Below are 20,507 nucleotides of genomic sequence, written 5' to 3'. Positions count from 1 at the left end.
GGTATGGGCGCGATTCTATCGGTGCCGTGCGCAAGGCTACGCGGCGGTTGCTATGATTTTCATCATGTCTTATGCGAAAACACGCGCCTGCTGCGGGGTATTTGTTGATGTCTGAGCAAGAAGCCCCCACGAAGCCTGCGGCTGCAGTGCCACCTGCTTTGCCGAAAGCACTGGAGGCGGCAGAGATGTCGCCCACCCCATTGGGGGCCCAGCATGCCCAGCTGACGCGCTGGGCCTTGTGGCTGCGCAATTTCTGGCCGGCGCCCGTGCGCATTGATGCGAAGGAGCTGCTGCGCATGGCCCTGGGGGTGGCGCTGGGCTTGCTGGTCACGGGAGTGTTGTCGCGCTGGTGGATAGCGGTGCCCGGCAGCACCTGGCTGGTGTCATCGCTGGGCGCCAGCGCGGTGCTGTTGTTTGGCATGCCGGCCAGTCCCATGGCCCAGCCCTGGCCGGTGTTGGGCGGCACGGTGGTGTCCGCTCTGGCGGGGGCCGCGTGCCAGCGCCTGGTGCCCGATCTGGCCGTGGCGGCCGCCTTGGCCGTGGGCCTGAGTATTTTGCTGATGGTGCCGCTGCGCTGCATGCACCCTCCGGGCGCCGGCTTTGCCGCCTTTGTGGTGCTGGAGCATGCCGACGGCGTGGCGCTGGTGGCCTTTCCGGTGCTGTTCAATGTGGTGCTGCTGGTGCTGTGCGCCGTGCTCTACAACACCCTCACGGGCAAGCGCTACCCCCATCCGCAGCACAGCCACAAGGGCGTGGACGGGGCGCATGCACGCTTTACCTCGTCCGACCTGGATGCGGCCCTGTCGCACTACAACCAGGTGCTGGACATCAGCCGCGCCGATCTGGAAGGGCTGCTGCACATGGCGGGCAAGGCCGCGTTCCAGCGCACCCTGGGCGAGCTGCGTTGTGCGGACATCATGTCGCGGCCGGTGTTTGCGGTGGAGCCCGGTGTGCCACTGAAGGAGGCCTGGGCGCTGATGAAGCAAGAGCAGGTCAAAGCCCTGCCTGTTGTGGATGCGCAACACCAAGTGCAAGGCATCGTCTCTGTCTCCGACTTCATGCGCCTGGCCCAGTTGGATGTGCGCGACGGCCTGGGGCAGCGCCTCAAACAGCTGGTGTCCTGGCGCTCGAACAGCCAGGGCGTGGTGGCCGACATCATGTCGCAAACAGTGCAGGTGGCCGAGGAGGAAAGCCTGGTGACGGCGCTGATCCCTTTGTTTTCAGAGGCTGGAAACCACCACCACATTCCCATCGTCGATGGGCAGCAGCGGTTGGTGGGCATCGTCACGCAGACCGATCTGGTGCGCACCCTGAGCAAAACCATAGGCTCGGGTGGCTGAGCGGGCAAGCGTGTTCTATGCCAGACAGCTGCCGCTGCACCGCCCGCCCGGCTGTGAAAAAAGAGCGCGTGCAGCAAAGGACAGCGCCTGGCGTCACAAGTACAATTTCACGATTTTCCTCAAGCAGTGCTCTGCCTTGCCCGGTTGGCTTGGTGCCAGGAGCTTGGGCGCATGCCGCCCGGTCTGCGCCGTGGTTGGCGCCTGTCTGAAGAAAGAAGAGGCCGTGTTGGCATGGCCTGGCAGGTGGCTGTGACCCGCCTTGCATGGGCGGCCACAGACGCAGATTGAATTGAGAGCTTTTAAAAATGGCTAAAGAAGAACTGATTGAAATGCAAGGGTCGGTGACCGAAGTGCTGCCCGACTCGCGTTTCCGGGTGACTCTGGAGAACGGTCACCAACTGATCGCCTACACCGGCGGCAAGATGCGCAAGCACCACATCCGCATTCTGGCGGGCGACAAGGTGTCGCTGGAGATGTCGCCCTATGACCTGACCAAGGGCCGGATCACCTTCCGCCACCTGGCAGGCCGGGGTCCAGGCCCCAGCAGCTCGCGCTAAAGCATGGGATGCTGCATAAAAAAGTGGATGCAGCACCAACGAAGCCAAAAACCGCGTGACAAGCGCATATAATCAACAGCTTGTCGGAGCGTAGCGCAGCCTGGTAGCGCATCTGCTTTGGGAGCAGAGGGTCGCGAGTTCGAATCCCGCCGCTCCGACCAATGATTCGAGGGGTTAGCTCTATGGGCTAACCCCTTTTGTCTTTTTGGGCCTCCGGTATCTTTTTTGTTTTGAGCCTTGCGCCCTATTTGCCGCATTTGTGCACTTTGGCCTTGGCATTTCCATCGGCGTGCGAAGCGCGGTGGGCCGCTCTACCAAACGTGAATGGTCGGGGTGCCTTGGTGATGGCGCAACTGCCAATGTCCCTCGACCCGCACCCACAGCGATGAGCGCAATGTGTGCTGCGTCAAAGCACCATCTTTTTGCCGATAGGCCGACCGGTAGGTCAGCAGTGCAACGCCGGTGCTGATCTCTGTCGCTACATAGGCATCGGCGGCAATCTCGTGTGGCAGTGTCTCGTTCTGGAGGGCGGCCAGGACGGCGTGGAGCGTATGGCGCTGTCCGGATCGGCCAATTTCTTCAAACTCGGCATGCAGCAGGGTTTTGACTCTTTGCACATCAGCCCGAACTTCGGGGCGATGCAACTCGGCTTCTTGCTGAGAAAGCACGCTCACGAGTGCTTGGTTCATGGTTCAGCTCCTTGGCAGTCCAGGCGCAAGCTGGCACGGGCCTGCTGCGGACGATTGATTCGCGGTCGAACGAAAGCCAGTACGGCGAAGCGTGCGATGGAATGCAGGCCTTTGCAACGAAAAAAGGACTTAGCCCTTTAGAGGCTAAGTCCTTGAGTCTTTGGTCGGAGCGGCGGGATTCGAACTCGCGACCCTCTGCTCCCAAAGCAGATGCGCTACCAGGCTGCGCTACGCTCCGTAAAGTCTGCGATTGTAGCTGACTTTTGCGGCGTTTTGGCGTTCGTGGCGTTTAGAACGTGTTCAGGGCTTCCTCACGCCTGCGTAGAGACCTTGAACACGTTCTGAGGGCTGGGGGATGTCGGTATAAAAACGCTGGGCCACATCCAGGTGGGAGCGAATCCGGCCCTTGAGCGCATTGGTGCCGATGTGGGTGAACAAGGGGTTGTGCGGGTCGCTTTCCGGGCCACGCGCCTGCTGCGCCAGATGCGGGGGCAGGTCCAGCAGGGGCACTTCCTGGGCATGCAGGCTGGGCGAGAAGAAGTAGGCAATCGAATAGCGGCTGACGCCGGGGCGGGGCGACAGCACGCGGTGCACATTGGCGCGCAGATAGCCATTGGTGGCCAGCTCCAGCATTTCGCCAATGTTCACGACAAAGGCGTTCTTGCGCGGTGGCACATCCAGCCAACCCTGCGGGGTCTGCACCTGCAGGCCGCCCACCTCATCCTGCAGCAGCAGGGTCAGCAGGCCGCCGTCCTTGTGGGCGCCCACGCCCTGGTCGGACTGGCCCTGGGCCTGGCCCGGGTAGTGAATGATCTTCATGCGGTGGTTGTGCGGTGGTGCCACCAGACGATTCAAGGCCGTGGCCGGCTGCTCCAGCGCCACCAAAAAGGCCTGCAGCAGGCGCTGGGCTACATCGCGTGTGTGCTCCAGCCAGGACAGGATCTGGGGCTGCAGCGCAGGCAATGCATCCGGCCACTGGTTGGGGCCTTGCAAACCCCACCAGCTGGGCGTGTCCGGGCCCGTCTCCACGGCGGGCAGCTCCTCGCCAAAGTCGATCTGCTCGCGCAGATCAGGTTGCAGGCGGGTGATTTCACCGCCCACACCGGTATAGCCACGGAAATGCCGGGTCTGGTGGATGGCAATGCCTTGCTTGGCCTCGGCAGGCAGGGCAAAGAACTGGCGGGAAATGTCCTCCAGCTGCGCGATTTGTGCGCTCTCTATGCCATGCCCCTCCAGGTAGAAAAAACCGATGTCGCGCGCAATGCGTGCCAGCCGGGCATGGGCCGGCGTGTGCTGCACGCCATCGCCCAGCTCGGCCAGGTTGATGACGGGCAGTGCATTGACCGGTGCGTGGGAGGACGGTGAGACGGGGTGGAACGTGGGTGCTGTGGCACTCATAAAGACTCCAGGGGAACTTCAGACGGGATGGGGTGAGAGCTGTCTGCAGCCTGCACATGGGCGGAGCCTGCAGGAGGGGCGGCGGCAGCGTGGTGGAAAGCCTGGCGCAGATCGGCCAGCAGGTCATCGGGGTGCTCTATGCCGATCGACAGGCGCACCAGGCCAGGCGCAATGCCGGCGCGTGCCAGCTCGGCATCGCTGAGCAGATGGTGGGTGGTCTCTGCCGGGATGGCCGCCAGGGACTTGCTGTCGCCAATGTTGACCAGGCGTTGAAACAGCTGCAGCGCGTCGTAAAAACGCTGGGCTGCAGCCCGGGCACCGCGCAGCTCGAAGGACAGCAGGCCGGGCAGCAGACCGCCGCGCAGATAGCGCTGGGCATGGGCGTGGTCGGGATGGCTGGGGTGGCCCACATGGTGGATGCGCGTCACCAGCGGCTGGGTCTGCAACCAGTCCAGCACCGTGCGGGTGTTGCGGCTGATGCGCTCCATGCGCAAGGCCAGTGTCTCCAGTCCCTGCAGCAACAAAAAAGCCGAATGTGCGGCCAGCGTGGCCCCGGCGTTGCGCAGCATGACGCAGCGTGCGCGCGCCACCAGAGGCGCATCGGGGTAGCGCTCGCTGAACACCACCTGGTGAAAGGCCGGGTCCGGGCGCGTCAGCTGTGGGTAGCGGGCCTGCTGGGCGTTCCAGTCAAAGCGGCCACCATCCACAATCAGGCCGCCGATGACAGCGCCATGGCCGCCTATGTATTTGGTGGCGGAGTGCACCACCACATCGGCGCCATGCGCAAACGGCTGGATCAGCAAGGGCGTGGCGCAGGTGTTGTCCACCACCACGGCCACACCCCGGGCATGGGCCAGGGCAGTAATCGCGCTCAGGTCGGCGACATCGCCCGAGGGATTGCCCACAGACTCCAGAAACACGGCCTTGGTTTGCGCCGTGATGGCCGCGTGCAGGGCCTGGCTGTCGCCACGGGCCACCACGGTGCTGGCAATGCCCCGGCCTTTCAGCACATGCACCAACAGGTTGTGGCTGCCGCCGTAGAGGGTGGAGGCCAGCACCACATGCTCGCCCGCCTGGGCCAGCGTGGCCAGAGCGATGTCGATGGCGGCCATGCCCGAGGCCACGGCCAGTGCCGCCGTGCCCCCTTCAAGTTGGCCGATGCGCTGCTCCAGCACGGCCTGCGTGGGGTTGCCGGTGCGGGCGTAGACATGGCCTTCCTGCACCAGGTCAAACAGCTCGGCGCCTTGCTGTGCGTCCTCGAACAGAAACGAGCTGGTCTGGTAGATGGGTACGGCGGCGCTGCGCTGGTGCTCCAGCCCGTTGTAGCCGGCATGCAGCACCAAGGTGTCGGGCTGCCAGGCTGGAAGCGGCGGCAGTGTGGCGGCCGGGGCGGTGGGAGAGGGGGCTTGGCTCATGCGGGCTGCGCCTCGTGAAGAGCGCCGGCCTGCGAGGCGGTAGCTGGCGCTGCGGCCCGCACCAGGGTGCCGGTGATGGTTTGCGGGTTGCGCAGCAGATTCAGAATGGGGCAGGTTTTTTCCACGGCGGCGAACAGGGTCTGCAGCTCGGCATCCGTGGCGCTGGAGCGCACCTGCACCTCGTAGCGAATGTCATGCGGCCAGATGGGGGTGGACTCATGGCCGGGGCGGCCGCCGCGCGGGTCTATGCTGCCGTGCACATCGACCTCCACGCTGTCCAGCGGCACCTGCAGCAGCGCAGCCTGGATCTCAAAGATATGCGTGACGCAGCTGCCCAGCACGCCCAGCTGCAGCTCGGGCGAGGACGGGCCCAGGTTGAAGCCGGCAAAGTCATAAGGGCTGTCGCTGATGACCTGGTGCTCGCGGATGCGCAGGCGGCGTATGCCGCTGCGGCCTTCGGCGCTGACATGGGCATGCAAGGCCGTGGCCTGGGCTTGGCCCTCGGCAATGCGTTGCTCACGCGCCAGCACGGCGCGGCGTTTGTGGTTGAGGTAATCGTTCAGGCTCATGCGGTGCCTCCCTGGGATGCAGTTGGAATGCCTCCATGCTCAAACAAGCGGCCCGCGCCGGCTACGAAGTTTTTTGTGCTTGCATATGCGCGCTGTGCATAGGGGGCGGGTGCCCGTCTGTGCGCCAGTATCTGCGCCAGTTTTTGCATATGCATGCGCGGATTCGTCACTTGGCCCCGCTGTGCATGCCGACCTATCGTTGCCCCACTTTTCACAGTGTTCTGGAGGGACGAGATGAAGCAACTTGGTTTGACCGCAGGCCGCGCATGGGAGCGCCGCCACTTTCTGGGTGCCGCTGCCGCCACCGCTGCCGTGGGGGCCACGGGCCTGCTGCCGCTGGCGGTGCATTCGCAGCCGCGCAAGATCACCCTGGCCTGGAGCCAGGCCAGCTTTTGCCAGGTGCCGGTGCCGATTGCGCTGGAGCGCGGTTTTTTTGAGAAAAACGGTTTGCAGGTGGAGGTGCTGAACTGGTCGGGCTCGGCCGACCAGCTGCTCGAGGCCCTGGCCACCGGCAAGGCCGAGGTGGGCGTGGGCCTGATCCACCGCTGGATCAAGCCGCTGGAGGCAGGCCTGGACGCAAAGATTGTGGGCAGCGTGCACGGCGGCTGCCTGCGCCTGGTGGGCGTGAATGCCGCCGGTGTGGGCCAGGATGTGAAAAGCCTCAAGGGCAAGGTGATTGGGGTGTCCGATCTGAACAGCCCGGCCAAGCAGTTCTACGGTATTCACCTGGCCAAGAGAGGGCTGGATATCGACAAGGACGTGGAGTGGCGCGTCTACCCACCCGATCTGCTGGATGTGGCGGTGAAAAAGGGGGAGATCCATGCCATTGCCGATGGCGACCCCAACCTCTACCTGATCGAAAAACGCAACCCCGGTGTGTTCACTGAGCTGGGCAACAGCGCCAAGGGCGAGTACGCCGAGAAGATTTGCTGCGTGCTGGGCGCGGGCGCCAAGTTTGTGCGTGAAGACCGCAAGAGCGCTGCCGCCGTGGTGCGGGCCCTGGCCCAGGCCTCGGACTATGTGGCCGAGAACCCGAACGAGGCCGCCAGGATTTTTGCCAAATACACGCCCAAGTTCGAGCTGCCCGATCTGCAGCGCCTGATTGCCGAGCTGACCTACAAGCACCATCCGCATGGCGGTCGCCTGCACGATGAGGTGCGGGACTTTGCCGCGGATTTCCGCACGGCCGGCATTCTGAAAAAGAGCACCGACCCGGCCCGCTTTGCGCGCCATATCGCCCAGGATGTGCTGTCATGAGTGGCGCTCCAGTTGCATTGGGGCTGCAGGCGCAGCTTGCCAGCCCGGCAGCGGCCCTGCCGGTTGCAGAGCACATTGCGCAGTCTGTGCCAGGCTCCGGCCTGTGGCGCCAGGGGCTGTTCGCAGCCCTGGCCTGGCTGCTGCTGGGGGCCTTGACCTGGCTGTGGCCCAACCGGGAAATCGGTTTCAGCGACTGGGCCTACACCACGGAGTTTGCCCTGCTCAGCGCGCTGGTGGCTGTGGCGCTGGCCTTGGTGGCCGTGGTGGGAGCGCGTCTGGGGCGGCTGCTGCGCGGGCTGCGTCCTGCCGGCGCCTGGCTGATTGCCGCCCCCGTGCTGTTGGCACTGTGGGAGCTGGTGACGGCCAAGCTGGGTTTGTTGCCACCGCCGTTTTTTGCCCCGCCGCAAAGCCTGATCGAGGTCTATCTGGACGATGCGCCCCGGCTGGGCCTGTCGGTGGCGCATTCGCTGCGCCTGCTGGTGAATGGCATCGCCATCGGCAGCGTGGTGGGCTTTGCCACCGGCGTCTGGGTGGGCTGGTCGCGGGTAGCGGGTTACTGGGTGCATCCGCTGCTGCGCTTTCTGGGGCCGGTGCCGGCCTCGGCCCTGCTGCCGCTGGCCTTCTTTTTTGCGCCCAGCAGCTATAGCGCGGCGGTATTTTTGATTGCCTTGGCCACCTTCTTCCCGGTGGCGGTGCTCACCTGGTCGGGCGTGGCCAATGTCAGCAAAAGCTATTACGACGTGGCCCGCACGCTGGGCGCTTCCGAGTGGTTTCTGGTGCTGCGGGTGGCCATTCCGGCCGCCTTGCCCCAGGTGTTTGTGGGCCTGTTCATGGGCCTGGGTGCCTCGTTCTCGGTGCTGATCACGGCCGAGATGATGGGGGTAAAGGCCGGCCTGGGCTGGTATTTGCAATGGGCCCAGGGCTGGGCCGCCTACGCCAATATGTATGGCGCGCTGCTGGTGATGGCAGCGCTGTGCTCGGGCCTGATCACCTTGCTGTTTGCGCTGCGTGACCGCCTGCTGGGCTGGCAGAAAGGGACTGTGAAATGGTGAGCATCGCACGCAGTCTGCAAGCGCCTGCACGGGCGATTTCGCAGGCAAATCCATCCACAGGGGCGCGCATAGACATTGCCCAGGTGTCCCACCATTTCGAGCAGGCTGGAGGAGGGCCGCTGCCGGTGCTGGACCAGGTCAGCCTGCAGGTGCAGCCGGGTGAATTTGTGGCCTTGCTGGGGCCCAGTGGTTGCGGCAAGTCCACGCTGCTGCGCCTGGTGGCCGGGCTGGAAGCGCCCGCCAGCGGCCACATCACCCAGGACGGTCAGCCCATTGTGCGGCCCGATCCCTCGCGCATTGTGGTGTTTCAAGATCCCACGCTGTTTCCCTGGCGCACGGTGCGCGACAACGTGGCCCTGGGCCTGCAGGCGCGCAAGGTGGCCAAGGACCAACTGGGCCGTGTGGACGAGGCGCTGGCGCTGGTGGGCCTGTCCGAGTTTGCGGACAGCTACCCCCACCAGCTCTCGGGCGGCATGGCCAGCGCGCGGCCCTGGCCAGAGCCCTGGTCAACGAGCCTCAGTTGCTGATTCTGGACGAGCCCCTGGGCAAGCTGGACTCGCTGACCCGGCTGTCCATGCAGGCCGAGCTACTCAAGCTGTGGCAGCGCGCGGGCTTTTCGGTGCTGCTGGTCACCCACGATGTCGAGGAGGCCTTGTTCCTGGCCAACCGCGTGCTGGTGTTCTCGCACCGGCCGGCGCGCCTGGTGGCGGAGCTGAAGGTGGACTTGCCCTATCCCCGCCATCGCACGCAGCCTGGTTTTGTGGCCCTGCGCCAGCAGGCGCTGCAATACCTTGGCCTGAGCGACGCGGCCTGATGCCTGAGCGGATATCAGACGCGCCCTGGTTGTTCTGGCTGCTGGAGGGGCTGCACCGCACACAGACCGGCTTGCTGCAACTGCTGTATGTGCTGGGCCTGGTGGCCGAGGTAGATGGCCAGCCCGCCTGGCCCTGGGCGCAGCGCATGGCCGGCGAAAACCTGCTGCTGGACTTGGGGTTGGCGCGCCAGTTGCTCTGGAGCCTGGTGGCGCTGGCGCTTGCCGTGGTCCTGCTGCTGTTGGCCTGCGGGTGGCGGCGTGGCCGGCCCTGGCTGCTGCTGGGGGCGCTGGCCGCCGTGCTGCTGGCACCCTGGCCCGCGCCGCAGCTGTTGCTTGCACCTGCCATGCCCTCCAGCTTTCACCGCAACCCCCTGCCTTTTTCCGATGCGGCCATTGTTCAGGGCGCGGGGCATTACCAGCGCCTGTGCCTGCACTGCCATGGCGCGGCCGGCAACGGCCAGGGGGTGGATGCGGCCCGGCAGCCCGTATGGCCGCCGAGCTTTGTCGGCCCCTTGCTGTGGCGCCGCGCCGATGGCGAGCTGCTGCATGCCGTGCGCCATGGCCTGCAGGACCGCGAGGGCAGGCAGACCATGCCCGGTTTTGCCGAACAGCTGACGCTGGAGCAGAGCTGGGCCTTGCTGCATTTTTTGCGTGCCCAGGCTGCGGGCGAGCTGCTGCGGGTCAGCGGCAACTGGGGCCAGCCCGTTGCCCTGCCCGATATGCCGCTGCGCTGCCACCGGCCGGACAAGCAACAGGTCAGCGACTGGCAGGGCCAGCGGCTGCGGTTGGCCAGCACGCCCCATCCGCAGGACCTATTGCCCGATCCACGCATGGTGACGCTGTGGCTGCCGCCGCCAGGCATGGCAGTGCGCGCGATTCCGGAGCAGGTGGACTGCGTGGTCACCTCTGGGACGGTGGCGCAGCAGGCGCTGGGCTGGGTGCAAGCAGGAAGCAATGAGACCCTGGGCAATGTGCAGCTGCTGGCCGACAAGGCCGGCTGGCTGCGGGCACGCAACAACCGTGATGCCGGAAGCTGGAGCGATGAGGATCTGCTGTGCCGCACCACGGACAGCAAAGAGGAGGAGGCTGCTGCAGCAGAAGACGCTCTGACCCGTATTCTGCGGCGCATGGATGCCGAGCCGCTGGGCTATGTGCGGGGCGGGCGGGTGCATCGGTGAATGAAACACCCCCTGAGGCGCTGCGCGCCTTCCCCCCGCTCTTCGCTCGCTGCGCGATGCGGGCAGGAGGACGACAGCGGAGCGTAAGGGGCGGCCCTTGCTCGCTGTCTGCTGACTTGGGGCGCGCCAGTTTTGTGCGCTGTGCCACTGGCTTTTCTCCCTCGCCCGCTTGCGGGAGAGGGCCAGGGTGAGGGGCTGCCCGAAAAAGCTCAGCGTTCCAAGCCCTCATTCAGCTTCTCGCGCACCACCTCCGGGGTCAGCGTGGGCACAAAGCTTTCAATGAAGCGGTAGGCGTAGTCGCGCAGCCAGATGCCGCGGCGCAGGGCGATGCGGGTGAGGTTGACTTCAAACAGGTGGCGGGCGTCTATGGCGTGCAGCAGCCGGTCGCGCTCGGGGTCAAAGGCGATGGAGGCGACGATGCCAATGCCCATGCCCAGCTCCACATAGGTTTTGATCACATCGGCGTCCATGGCGGTGAGCACGATTTCCGGCGCCAGGCCTTCGCGGGAAAAGGCCTCGTCAATGTGCGCACGCCCGGTAAATCCATGCTCGTAGGTGATGATGGGATGGGCCGCCAGGTCTTCCAGCGACACGGGCTGGTTTTGCTGCAGCAAGGGGTGGCCCGGCGGCACGATCACGCTGTGTGACCAGCGATAGCCGGGCAGGGTGACCAGTTGCTCGTAATCGGCTAGGGCCTCGGTGGCCACGCCGATATCGGCCGCGCCGGTGAGCAGCATGTCGGCAATCTGCTGTGGCGAGCCCTGGCGCAGGTGCAAGGTGACGCCGGGGTACATCTGGCGAAAGTCCCGCACCACGGCGGGCAGGGCGTAACGGGCCTGGGAATGGGTGGCAGCTACAAAGAAAACGCCGCTGTCTTTTTCCTTGAAGTCACGGCTGGCGCTCTTGAGGTTGCCGGCCTCCAGCAGCAGCCGTTCCACGATGGGCAGCAGGGTCTGGCCGGGCGCGGTCAGGCCGGTCAGGCGCTTGCCGGCGCGGGTGAAGATCTCTATGCCCAGCTCCTCTTCCAGCTCGCGGATTTGCCGGCTGATGGCGGGCTGGGAGGTGAAGAGCGCCGCGGCGACCTCGGTCAGGTTGTAGTTGTGGCGTGCGGCTTCGCGGATGGAGCGCAGTTGCTGAAAGTTCATGGTGAAAGCGTCGTGCGCGGCAGAGCGTGGTCAGGCGGGGTATTCAAGAAACTCCAGCTGGTTGCCAGCCGGGTCTTTCACATAGACCTGCTGGGTCTGCAGGGCGGAATGGTTGGCGATAAACACCTGGTCAAAGGCATGCAGGCGGTGCTTGAGGTCGTCTATGTCCTGCACATTGAAGGCCACATGCTGGGCAGCGCCATGCCGGGGCGCCTGGCTGTGGGGGGTGAAGCACAGCAGCTGCTGGCCCAGCTCGAACTGCAGCAGCTGCTTGCGCTCGGGGCTGTGCCGCTCCTGGGCGCCCAGCACCGTGGCATAGAAAAATCGGACCTCTTCCCGGGACTGGGGCGGGAAGTGGAAATGGACATGGTGGATGGTGGTGATGTTCATAGATCGGCATGCCCAGGATGTGGTGACCTGTTGCGGCCTGGTGCAGTCCGGCGCTGTCTGCAGGGCCGCGCGGCGCCCCAGCAGGGCTGGCCCATGGCGCTGGTGGCCAGTGCACACACCACCTTGCGGTGGGAATGCAAGCCCTGCTGCCACGCCATGGAGCGGGTGAGGGCCACTATAAAAAAGCTTTTATATAAACACAATAAATGTTTATTTACTTTTTAATAATCAAAAGATATATAAAAAATACCGTGGCCGTCGCCCTTGCGCAGCGGGCAGGCGGTGAAAGCTATGGATAGATGAGCTGTCAGCGCTGATGGTGTCAGCGTTTGAAGCGGTTTTGAGCAGAATAAGAAGAGGGGCAAGGCTCAACGGCGGTGGTTGACCCTGCGCGCCAGCGACTCTCCGGCGAACTGCACGATGGACACCAGGGCCACCAGCATCACGATGACTTCGAACATCACCCGCGTCTCGTAGCGCTCGTAGCCATAGCGAATGGCCAGATCGCCCAGGCCGCCGGCGCCCACGGCGCCGGCCATGGCCGAGGCGTTGACCATGGCGATCACGCTCACCGTCATGCCGCCGATGATGCCTGGCAGGGCTTCGGGCAGCAGAACATGGCGCACGATATGCCAGCGCTTGCAGCCCATGGCACGGGCGGCCTCGACCAGGCCGGGGTCCACATCGTTCAGGCTGACCTGGGCAATGCGGGCGTAGAAGGGAATCAGGTTCACCGACAGCGGCACCACGGCGGCCCAGGTGCCCAGTGTGGTGCCCACAATGCTGCGTGTGACCGGCAGCAAGGCCACCAGCAAGATGATGAAGGGGATGGCGCGGAAGATGTTCACCGTGACCGACAGCCCCCGGTAAAAGCGGGGCCGTGCGTAGAGGCCCCGCGGCCCGGAGACGGTGAGCACCACGGCCAGCACCAGGCCCAGGCTGAGGGCGATCAGCGAGGAGGCAGCGACCATCAACAGGGTTTCGGCAAAGGCCTGCAGGTATTTGTCAATTGGCGCGGACATAGCCCAAAAGCTCCAGGTGGTCGGCGCCGGTGGATTGGCGCAGATGGTCAAGCGAAGGCAGCGGAGCTGCGGGAACGGACAGCAGCAACTGTCCCAGCGGATGGCCGCGCAAACGGTCCAGCCCGCCGTGCAGCAGCCTGGCCTGGACGGCTGCCAGCGCCTGCAGCGGCAGGCCTTGCGGGTGTTGCTCGCCGGCAAAGCGCAGACTGAATACGGCGCGGTCTGCCGGGCCTGTGGGGGCCGGCTGCAACTGACCCTGCAGATCGGGGGGCAGGCCTTGCTGCAGCGGCTGCAACAGCGCCCGGGTGGCGGCGGCCTGGGGGGCGCCAAATACGCGCCAGACCTCGCCCATCTCCTGCACCTGGCCCTGGTCCAGTACCAGCACGCGGTCGCAGATGGCGCGTATCACCGCCATGTCGTGGGTGATCAGCACCACGGTCAGGCCGAGCTGGCGGTTGATGTCACGCAGCAGGGCCAGAATCGACTGCGTGGTCTCGGGGTCCAGGGCGCTGGTGGCCTCGTCGCACAGCAGCACCTCGGGGTCATGCACCAGTGCCCGGGCAATGCCCACGCGCTGCTTTTGTCCGCCGGAGAGCTGGGCGGGGTAGACATCGCCCTTGTCGGCCAGGCCCACCAGGTGCAGCAGCGCGTCCACCCGGGTCTTGATGATGGCAGGGCGCTCGCCGGCCACGCGCAGCGGCAGGGCCACGTTCTCGCGCACGGTCTTGGCAGACAGCAGATTGAAATGCTGAAAAATCATGCCAATGCGCCGGCGCAGCGCGACCAGGGCGTCTTCGTCCAGCTGGGCCGGGTCCACGCCATGGACCTGCACCCGGCCCTGGGTGGGCAGCTCCAGCGCGTTGATGGTGCGCAGCAGCGTGGACTTGCCGGCGCCGCTGCGGCCGATGATGCCGAAGACCTCGCCGTGGCGGATCTCGCAATCCACGGCCGACAGCGCTTGCACCTGGCCGCTGCGGCCCGCATAGGTCTTGGCCACGCCGTCAAAAACAATATGCGGTGCCCCAGGCACCGTAGGAGGGGATTGGGTCATGCAGGGAATCAGAACGCCGGAATCAGCGTGCCTTGGTATTGGGTCTCGATGAAGCGGCGTATGGCGTCGGTCTGAAAAGCGTCCACCAGCGTCTTGACCCAGGGTGCAGCCTGGTCCTTGCTGCGCACCGCAATGATGTTGACGTAGGGGTTGTGCTCGCGACTTTCCACGGCGATGCCGTCGCGGGTGGCGATCAGGCCCACCTGGTAGGCAAAGGTGTTGATGACGGCCGTGGCGTCCAGATCAGGGATGGAGCGGGCCAGCACATTGGAGGCCGCCTCCACCAGCTGCAGCTGGCGCGGATTGGCCGTGATGTCGGCCAGGCCCGCCGTGCTGGAGAAAGGATCGAAACCCTCTCGCAGCTGAATCAGGCCGTGGTCGCGCAAGATCACCAGCGCCCGCGTCTGGTTGCTGGGGTCGTTGGGAATGCCCACGCGTGCCTTGGCGGGCAGGGCTTTCAGCGACTTGTGCTTGCGGGAGTAAAAGGCAATGGGCGCAATCAGCGTGTTGCCCGCCGACACGATCTGGTAGCCGCGCTGGCGCACCTGGTCTTGCAGAAAGGGCAGGTGCTGGAAGGCATTGGCCTCCAGGTCGCCGTTGTTCAGCGCCTCATTGGGGCTGACGGCACCGCCCAACACCACCAGTTGCACATCCAGGCCCTTGGCCTTGGCTGCCTTGGCCACTTCGGCCCAGATCTCTTCGCCTATGCCGCCGCGAATGCCGACGCGGATCACCGATGGGGTGGTAGGCAAGGCGGCCGTGGCAGCGCCGCTCAGGGAGGAGAAAGTGCCGGCAGCTGCGGGGAGTAAAAAGGCGGCGGAAGTGCGGAGAAAGTCGCGCTTGAGCATGGTGCAAGTCCGGTTCTATGTGGAGGACTTGCAGTATCCAAAGCCATGGGGCTTGCCGACAACAAAGCTTTACAGCTATGTAAATACGCTTTGGGTATGTGGGCCGCCGTGTAAGCAGGCCCAGGCGCTCAGGCCTTTTTCAGAAACTCCGACTTGAGAATGAACGGACCTTGCTCGGTCTTGCAGTCCACGTCGTGGTCGCCGTTGTCATACACCAGGCGTATGCCCTTGATCTTGGTGCTTTTCTTGATGACGGTAGAGCTGCCCTTGACCTTCAAGTCCTTGACCAGCAGCACGCTGTCGCCGTCGGCCAGTGGCGTGCCATGGGCGTCCTTGATGATGCGGGGGCCGCTGTCTTCGTCGCTGGCAGGGGCATGGGCCGACCACTCGTGGGCGCAGTCGGGGCAGATCAGCAGCTCACCGTCGGGATAGGTGTTGTCCAGGCCGCACTGGGGGCAAGCGGGCAGGGTGGAGTCGGTCAAGAGAGGGCCTTTGTCTGAAAACCAAAAGCCATAAGCGTACAACTTGCACATTGGCGCAGAGCCGAGGTGCGGAATCTGTGCCGGCAGGGGCTTGAAGCCGGCTGCGCCGTCACTATCTGCAGCAGACCGCAGCGTGTGATGCCTCACATTTCACGGCGTTTATCTGTGGCCCGACCCCGTGCCGGACCGTTTTCTTCAAGCTGTTTGTCCACTGTCCGCATCTTCCCATGTCCCAATTCTCCAAGCCCTTTCACATTGGCTCCATCACTCTGTCCAACCGCGTGGTGATGGCCCCGCTGACCCGCATGCGGGCCTTCCAGGGCCGTGCACCCGGTGATTTGCAGGTGGCGCATTACCGCCAGCGCGCCGCTGCGGGCCTGATTCTGACCGAGGCCACCTCGGTCACGCCCATGGGCGTGGGTTATCCCCATACGCCGGGCATCTGGTCGGACGAGCAGGTCGCGGGCTGGAAGCGTGTGACCGAGGCCGTGCACGCCGAAGGCGGCCGCATTGCGCTGCAGCTGTGGCATGTGGGCCGCATCTCCGACCCCGAGTTGCTGGATGGCCAACTGCCCGTGGCACCCAGCGCCATTGCGGCTGAGGGCGAGGTGAATGTGCTGCGCCCCAAGCGCCCCTATGCCGTGCCGCGCGCGCTGGAGACGGCCGAGATCGCCGGCATCGTGCAGGACTTTGTACAGGCCGCACGCAATGCCAAGGCAGCAGGCTTTGACTTCATTGAAGTGCATGCCGCCAACGGCTATTTGTTCGACCAGTTTCTGCACGACGGCAGCAACCAGCGCATGGACCAGTACGGCGGCAGCATGGAAAACCGTGCGCGTTTTCTGCTGGAGACCTTGGATGCCCTGGCCCAGGAATGGCCGGCCGAGCGCATCGGCGTGCACCTGAATCCCATGAGCAACACGCACAGCATGCACGACAGCAATCCGGTGGCGCTGTTCACCTATGTGGCCGAGCAGATCGCCGCGCGCAAGCTGGGCTTTATCTTTTCGCGCGAGTCGCTGGTGGATGGCGTGCTGCCCATTGGCCAGCATATGCGCAAGGCCTTCCATGGCACCTTTATTGCCAACGACGGCTTCACGGCCGCACAGGCCGAGGCCGTGCTGGCCAGCGGTGCAGCCGATGCCGTGGCCTTTGGCCGCGCCTTTATCGCCAACCCTGACCTGCCGGCGCGCCTGGTGCAGGGCGCCGAGCTGAATGCGCTGAACGCAGCCACCATCTACAGCCCCGACGCCACGGGCTACAACGATTACCCCACGCTGGCGCAAGCGGACTGCATGGCGAAGTGAATGGACCCATCCCGTGCGGCGTGAAGCGCCGCGCGCGCCGCATCGAAACCAGCCCCTGGAGGCTGGTTTTTTCTTGTTGGGCTCCTGAAAGCAGAGCGCTCTATGCAATGACTGAGCGCTCTGCAGGCCTGTTGAATGCCTATTCCTGCTCGGCCGGCTTGGTGTGAAAAGCCTGCAGCCCCTGCATGCAGTACTGCAAAAAACGGTTGGCAGCGGGTGACAGATAGCGCCCGGTGCGGGTGATGAGCTGCATCTCCGCGTCCTGGAAGGCGGCGTTGTCCACGGGGATGGCGCGCACGCTGCCCTGGGCCAGCTCGGCGGTGATGGCGCAGGGCGGCAGCAGGCTCACGCCCTGGCCGGTGGTGACAAAGCGGGTGAGCACGCTGATCAGATTGCTGGTCAGGGCCGGGGAGAGGCGGATCTTGTCCGCCTGCTCGGCGTATTCCACCAGCTGGCGTATGCCGTACACGCCTTGCAGCAGGGCGATGGGCCACTGCGTCAGCGCCTGCAGCGTGGTCTGGGGCACATCGGCCAGCGGGTGCTGGGGGTGGACGATGGCATGCATGGGCTGGCGCGCGGTACCGCGTGCGGTGATGTGGCTGTCGGCCGGCGGGTAGTAGACCAGGCCGATCTCGGCCGCGTCCTCGCGCACGCGGCGCATGATTTCGGTGGTGCCGTAAATCTCCAGCGACACGCTCACCCCCGGGTGCTGCTGGCGAAACTGGCGTATGGGCCCCTCCATCAGCTCCTGCGCAAAGCCTTCGCCGCTGACCACGCTCACGCTGCCGCTGTGCAGGCCGCGCAGCGCGTCCACCTTGGCCAGCATGTCGTGCTGGTGGGCGGTCTGCTGGCGGTGGTAGGCCAGGATGAGCTGGCCGGCCTCGGTGGGCACCACGCCGGTGCGGTGGCGCTCCAGCAGGACCAGGCCTAATTCCTCCTCCAAGAGGCTGATCTGGCGGCTGACGGCCGAGGGCACGATGGACAGCTTTTCGGCTGCGGCGCGCACGGAGCCACAGGTTACCGCCTCAAAAAGATAGCGGGCACGGGAGTCTTGAAAGGCTTGCATAGGCGTCGGAGGAGGGGATGCGGTGATACGTACTGATACTAGTGTTCTTTTTTTTAGAACAGAAAAATAAATTGCATGCAATAAGTGCATTGCTATATTCGGCGCCCGTATAGGTGGGCCGGGGTGCTGGCTGGACCCCGCCATTTCCTCCAATCCACGGCGTCGCGGCCTTGTGCGCTGGCGCTGAGAAAGACTCCGATGACGACAGCGATGCGGCCTTCCAAGGCAGCGATGAACATGGGCAGCGTGGTGCAAATCTTTGCGCTGGCGCTGGTGATTGCCGCCTTGTCCGAATGGCTGGGTCCGCTGTCCATCAGCCTGGGCGTGGGCAAGGTGGTGTTGCTGCCCATGATCTGGGCGCTGCTGATTGGCCTGGTGCTGGGCCTGTGCGCCAAGCGCGTGCCGGCGCCCCTGCGGCTCAGCCTGCACAGCCAGCATCTGGCGGCGGCCATTTTGTCGTCGGCTCTGTTTTTGTTCATCGCCAAGCTGGGCCTGCTGGTGGGCGGTTCGCTGCCGCAGCTGGCCCAGGTGGGCTGGGGCCTGGTGCTGCAGGAGCTGGGCAATCTGGTGGGTTGCATCATGCTGGGCATGCCGGTGGCGCTGCTGCTGGGTATCAAGCGCGAGGCCGTGGGCGCCACGTTTTCCATAGGCCGTGAGCCCGGCCTGGCCATCATCGGCGAGCGCTTTGGCATGGATTCACCCGAAGGCCGTGGCGTGCTGGCCGAATACATCACCGGCACCCTGGTGGGCGCCATCTTCATCTCGCTGCTGGCGGGCTTTGTCTCCAGCCTGAACATCTTCCACCCGCTGGCCCTGGGCATGGGCGCCGGCGTGGGCTCGGGCAGCATGACGGCAGCCGCCGTGGGCGCGATTGCGGCCCAGCACCCCGAAATGGCCGACCAGGTGGCCACGTTTGCAGCGGCTGCCAATCTGATTGCCACCACCGTGGGCACCTATTTGACGCTGTTCATTTCGCTGCCGGTGGCGGTCTACGCCTACCGCGTGCTGGAGCCCATCCTGGGCAGCAAGCGCAAGGCCCAGGTGGTGGAAGACGCCAAGGCGGCCGCTGTACCCAATGCATCCGAGGCTGTGGTCCACGCCCCGGTGCTGGGCCTGGGCATGCGCCTGGCGTCCTGGCTGCTGGTGGGCGCCATGGTGCTGATCGGCAACCGCATTGGCTATGGCGTGCCGATGCTTGCTGCGCTGCCCGGTGTGCTCATCATCATCCTGGCCGTGCTGGTGGGTGACCTGATCTATGTGGGCACCAAGCGCAAGCTGCCCGCCGTGTGCTGGATTTCCTTTATCGCCATGGCGCTGACCTTTCCGCACACGCCTTATGCGGCCGAGGTGGCAGCCCTGACGGGCAAGGTCAGCTTTCTGGCCATGATCACGCCCATGCTGACCTTTGCCGGCCTGTCGCTGGCCAAGGACATCCCGGCCTTCCGCCGCCTGGGCTGGCGCATTGTGGTGGTGTCGCTGCTGGCCAACGCCGGCGTGTTTCTGGCCGCCACCATGATCGCCCAGACTTTTGTGCACACGCTGTGATGGCTTGAGGACTGCGCCATGAACACCATCCAATGGCCGGGCCAGCAAGAGCTGCAAGCCTGGCGCCATGACTTTCACCGCCATCCTGAAACCGCCTTCCAGGAATTTCGCACCAGTGCCCGCGTGGCCGAGCTGCTGAGCAGCTTTGGCCTTGCGGTGCATACCGGCCTGGCCGGCACCGGCGTGGTGGCAGTACTCCAGGGCCTGCGGGGCGATGGCCCCAGCATTGGCCTGCGTGCTGATATGGACGCCCTGCATGTGCAGGAGCGCAGCGGCTGCGCACATGCCTCCGAGCATGCCGGGCGCATGCATGCCTGCGGCCATGACGGCCACACCAGCATGCTGCTGGGCGCGGCCAAGGCGCTGGCCGCGAGCCCGGACTTTGCCGGCACTGTGTACTTCATCTTCCAGCCCGCCGAGGAGAACGAGGGTGGGGCGCGGGCCATGATCGAAGACGGCCTGTTCACCCGCTTTCCCATGCAGGCCGTCTACAGCATGCACAACTGGCCCGGCCTGCCCGTGGGCACGGCGGCCGTGCATGCCGGCGCGGTGATGGCAGCTTTTGATATTTTTGACCTGACGCTGACCGGCAAGGGCTGTCACGGTGCCATGCCCCATCTGGGCAAGGACACGCTGCTGGCCGCCTGCCAGCTGGTGACCCATTTGCCCGCACTGATTGCGCGCGAGCAGGAGGTGCACAAGCCCGCCGTGCTGAGCGTGACCAGCTTCAATGCCGGCGACACCTACAACGTGCTGCCCGAGCAGGTCAAGCTGCGCGGCACCGTGCGCTGCTTTGACATGGCCCAGCGCGCACGCATCGAGCAGCGCCTGCGCGACGCCATTGCCGCCACCTGCGCCCTGCATGGTCTGGAGGCGCAGCTGGACTATCGCGTCAGCTACCCCGCCACCATCAACCATGCGCAGCACGCTGAGGTCTGTGCCCAGGTGCTGAACGATGTGCTGGGCCAAGGCCAGGTACGCCGTGACATGCAGCCCAGCATGGCTTCGGAAGACTTCGCCTTCATGGCCCAGGCCTGCCCAGGTGTCTATATCTGGCTGGGCAATGGCGAGGATAGTGCCTCGCTGCACAACCCCCAGTACGACTTCAACGACGCCAACCTGCCCCTGGGCATGCGCTACTGGGTGGCCCTGGTCCAGGCCTTGCTGCGCGACGGCAAGCTGCCCTGAGTTTGAAAGCAGGGCGCAAGCGCCTCCGTCACCCCGAAAGCCAGCGCCACGGTGCTGGCTTTTTTGTGCGTGATTCGTAAGTTTGATAGCGCCTGGTGCCGCCATGAAGCGCTTTGTAGCCCTGTCTTGGCGTCAAGGCGGGCAGTGAGCCATGGCGCTGCGCGGCATCCACGATGCACAAAGCGGTGACTGCC

19 protein-coding genes, 2 tRNA genes and 1 pseudogene are annotated in these 20,507 nt (G+C 65.0%); 10 read left to right on the top strand and 12 right to left on the bottom strand.

From position 1 onward, the window contains the following. Nucleotides 1–185: 185 nt before the first annotated feature. The 3 genes from ACA027_RS13355 (at nucleotide 186) to ACA027_RS13345 (ending at nucleotide 2,058) form a co-directional block, all read left to right on the top strand. The gene (locus ACA027_RS13355; protein ID WP_370678711.1) at nucleotides 186–1,340 is read left to right on the top strand and encodes an HPP family protein; all 1,155 of its coding nucleotides are present in this window, start codon (nucleotides 186–188) and stop codon (nucleotides 1,338–1,340) included. Between the two features lie 305 nt (nucleotides 1,341–1,645). Beyond that, nucleotides 1,646–1,897 carry a translation initiation factor IF-1 gene (gene infA, locus ACA027_RS13350; RefSeq protein WP_370678710.1) on the top strand — a complete coding sequence of 84 codons (252 nt, stop codon included), beginning with the start codon at nucleotides 1,646–1,648 and terminating at the stop codon, nucleotides 1,895–1,897. Between the two features lie 84 nt (nucleotides 1,898–1,981). Next, nucleotides 1,982–2,058 (top strand) — tRNA-Pro (locus tag ACA027_RS13345). 150 nt (nucleotides 2,059–2,208) lie between these two features. Here ACA027_RS13345 and ACA027_RS13340 read toward each other — a convergent pair. The 5 genes from ACA027_RS13340 to ACA027_RS13320 all read right to left on the bottom strand — a co-directional run bounded on the left by ACA027_RS13340 (nucleotide 2,209) and on the right by ACA027_RS13320 (nucleotide 5,968). Further along, complete coding sequence (locus ACA027_RS13340) at nucleotides 2,209–2,586, bottom strand: DUF4440 domain-containing protein (protein WP_370678709.1); 378 nt, start codon at nucleotides 2,584–2,586, stop codon at nucleotides 2,209–2,211. A 161-nt stretch (nucleotides 2,587–2,747) separates the two neighbouring features. After that, a tRNA-Pro gene (locus tag ACA027_RS13335) sits at nucleotides 2,748–2,824 on the bottom strand. A gap of 62 nt (nucleotides 2,825–2,886) precedes the next feature. After that, nucleotides 2,887–3,984, bottom strand: a complete 1,098-nt coding sequence (locus ACA027_RS13330) for an isopenicillin N synthase family dioxygenase (protein ID WP_370678708.1) — start codon at nucleotides 3,982–3,984, stop codon at nucleotides 2,887–2,889. After that, a complete protein-coding gene (locus tag ACA027_RS13325) occupies nucleotides 3,981–5,399 on the bottom strand; it encodes an O-acetylhomoserine aminocarboxypropyltransferase/cysteine synthase family protein (protein WP_370678707.1) in 1,419 nt (472 codons plus the stop codon). Before ACA027_RS13325 ends, ACA027_RS13330 begins: the two co-directional genes overlap by 4 nt. Beyond that, nucleotides 5,396–5,968, bottom strand: a complete 573-nt coding sequence (locus ACA027_RS13320; RefSeq protein ID WP_370678706.1) for an OsmC family protein — start codon at nucleotides 5,966–5,968, stop codon at nucleotides 5,396–5,398. The genes ACA027_RS13325 and ACA027_RS13320 overlap by 4 nt, the downstream gene beginning before the upstream one ends. A gap of 234 nt (nucleotides 5,969–6,202) precedes the next feature. Here ACA027_RS13320 and ACA027_RS13315 point away from each other — a divergent pair, with 234 nt between their 5' ends. From ACA027_RS13315 to ACA027_RS13300, 4 genes and pseudogenes are all read left to right on the top strand, one after another. Then, on the top strand, nucleotides 6,203–7,225 hold the full coding sequence (locus ACA027_RS13315; RefSeq protein ID WP_370678705.1) for an ABC transporter substrate-binding protein: 1,023 nt from the start codon (nucleotides 6,203–6,205) through the stop codon (nucleotides 7,223–7,225). Continuing rightward, entirely contained in the window at nucleotides 7,222–8,277 is a 1,056-nt protein-coding gene (locus tag ACA027_RS13310) for an ABC transporter permease (protein ID WP_370678704.1), read from the top strand. Before ACA027_RS13315 ends, ACA027_RS13310 begins: the two co-directional genes overlap by 4 nt. Then, nucleotides 8,271–9,091: pseudogene (locus ACA027_RS13305) on the top strand (ABC transporter ATP-binding protein). Before ACA027_RS13310 ends, ACA027_RS13305 begins: the two are co-directional and overlap by 7 nt. Further along, entirely contained in the window at nucleotides 9,091–10,269 is a 1,179-nt protein-coding gene (locus ACA027_RS13300) for a cytochrome c (protein ID WP_370678703.1), read from the top strand. The pseudogene ACA027_RS13305 and the gene ACA027_RS13300 overlap by 1 nt, the downstream one beginning before the upstream one ends. Before the next feature lie 209 nt (nucleotides 10,270–10,478). Here ACA027_RS13300 and ACA027_RS13295 read toward each other — a convergent pair whose 3' ends face one another. From ACA027_RS13295 to ACA027_RS13270, 6 genes are all read right to left on the bottom strand, one after another. Beyond that, complete coding sequence (locus tag ACA027_RS13295) at nucleotides 10,479–11,414, bottom strand: CysB family HTH-type transcriptional regulator (RefSeq protein ID WP_370678702.1); 936 nt, start codon at nucleotides 11,412–11,414, stop codon at nucleotides 10,479–10,481. 30 nt (nucleotides 11,415–11,444) lie between these two features. Then, on the bottom strand, nucleotides 11,445–11,804 hold the full coding sequence (locus tag ACA027_RS13290; protein ID WP_370678701.1) for a VOC family protein: 360 nt from the start codon (nucleotides 11,802–11,804) through the stop codon (nucleotides 11,445–11,447). A 368-nt stretch (nucleotides 11,805–12,172) separates the two neighbouring features. Next, nucleotides 12,173–12,826, bottom strand: a complete 654-nt coding sequence (locus ACA027_RS13285) for a methionine ABC transporter permease (protein ID WP_370678700.1) — start codon at nucleotides 12,824–12,826, stop codon at nucleotides 12,173–12,175. Next, nucleotides 12,810–13,877: a methionine ABC transporter ATP-binding protein gene (locus ACA027_RS13280; protein WP_370678699.1), complete on the bottom strand. Its 1,068-nt coding sequence runs from the start codon at nucleotides 13,875–13,877 to the stop codon at nucleotides 12,810–12,812. The genes ACA027_RS13285 and ACA027_RS13280 overlap by 17 nt, the downstream gene beginning before the upstream one ends. Nucleotides 13,878–13,885: 8 nt before the next feature. Then, nucleotides 13,886–14,725, bottom strand: a complete 840-nt coding sequence (locus tag ACA027_RS13275) for a MetQ/NlpA family ABC transporter substrate-binding protein (protein ID WP_370678698.1) — start codon at nucleotides 14,723–14,725, stop codon at nucleotides 13,886–13,888. A gap of 128 nt (nucleotides 14,726–14,853) precedes the next feature. Beyond that, nucleotides 14,854–15,258 carry a zinc ribbon domain-containing protein YjdM gene (locus ACA027_RS13270; RefSeq protein WP_370678697.1) on the bottom strand — a complete coding sequence of 135 codons (405 nt, stop codon included), beginning with the start codon at nucleotides 15,256–15,258 and terminating at the stop codon, nucleotides 14,854–14,856. 176 nt (nucleotides 15,259–15,434) lie between these two features. Between ACA027_RS13270 and ACA027_RS13265 the strand changes: the two genes are divergently transcribed. Beyond that, nucleotides 15,435–16,514: an alkene reductase gene (locus tag ACA027_RS13265; protein ID WP_370678696.1), complete on the top strand. Its 1,080-nt coding sequence runs from the start codon at nucleotides 15,435–15,437 to the stop codon at nucleotides 16,512–16,514. A 139-nt stretch (nucleotides 16,515–16,653) separates the two neighbouring features. Here ACA027_RS13265 and ACA027_RS13260 read toward each other — a convergent pair whose 3' ends face one another. Continuing rightward, the gene (locus ACA027_RS13260) at nucleotides 16,654–17,580 is read right to left on the bottom strand and encodes a LysR substrate-binding domain-containing protein (protein ID WP_370678695.1); all 927 of its coding nucleotides are present in this window, start codon (nucleotides 17,578–17,580) and stop codon (nucleotides 16,654–16,656) included. Nucleotides 17,581–17,778: 198 nt separating this feature from the next. Between ACA027_RS13260 and ACA027_RS13255 the strand changes: the two genes are divergently transcribed. Both ACA027_RS13255 and ACA027_RS13250 read left to right on the top strand, forming a co-directional pair. Continuing rightward, the gene (locus ACA027_RS13255) at nucleotides 17,779–19,125 is read left to right on the top strand and encodes a DUF3100 domain-containing protein (RefSeq protein WP_370678694.1); all 1,347 of its coding nucleotides are present in this window, start codon (nucleotides 17,779–17,781) and stop codon (nucleotides 19,123–19,125) included. Between the two features lie 18 nt (nucleotides 19,126–19,143). Continuing rightward, the gene (locus ACA027_RS13250; RefSeq protein ID WP_370678693.1) at nucleotides 19,144–20,313 is read left to right on the top strand and encodes a M20 aminoacylase family protein; all 1,170 of its coding nucleotides are present in this window, start codon (nucleotides 19,144–19,146) and stop codon (nucleotides 20,311–20,313) included. The last annotated feature ends 194 nt before the right edge of the window (nucleotides 20,314–20,507 follow it).

It is taken from the genome of Comamonas sp. GB3 AK4-5 (genome assembly GCF_041320665.1).
Taxonomy (GTDB): Bacteria; Pseudomonadota; Gammaproteobacteria; order Burkholderiales; family Burkholderiaceae_C; genus Comamonas.
The sequence above is the reverse complement of the archived record's forward strand: the minus strand, read 5'-3'. Positions and strand labels throughout refer to the sequence as shown.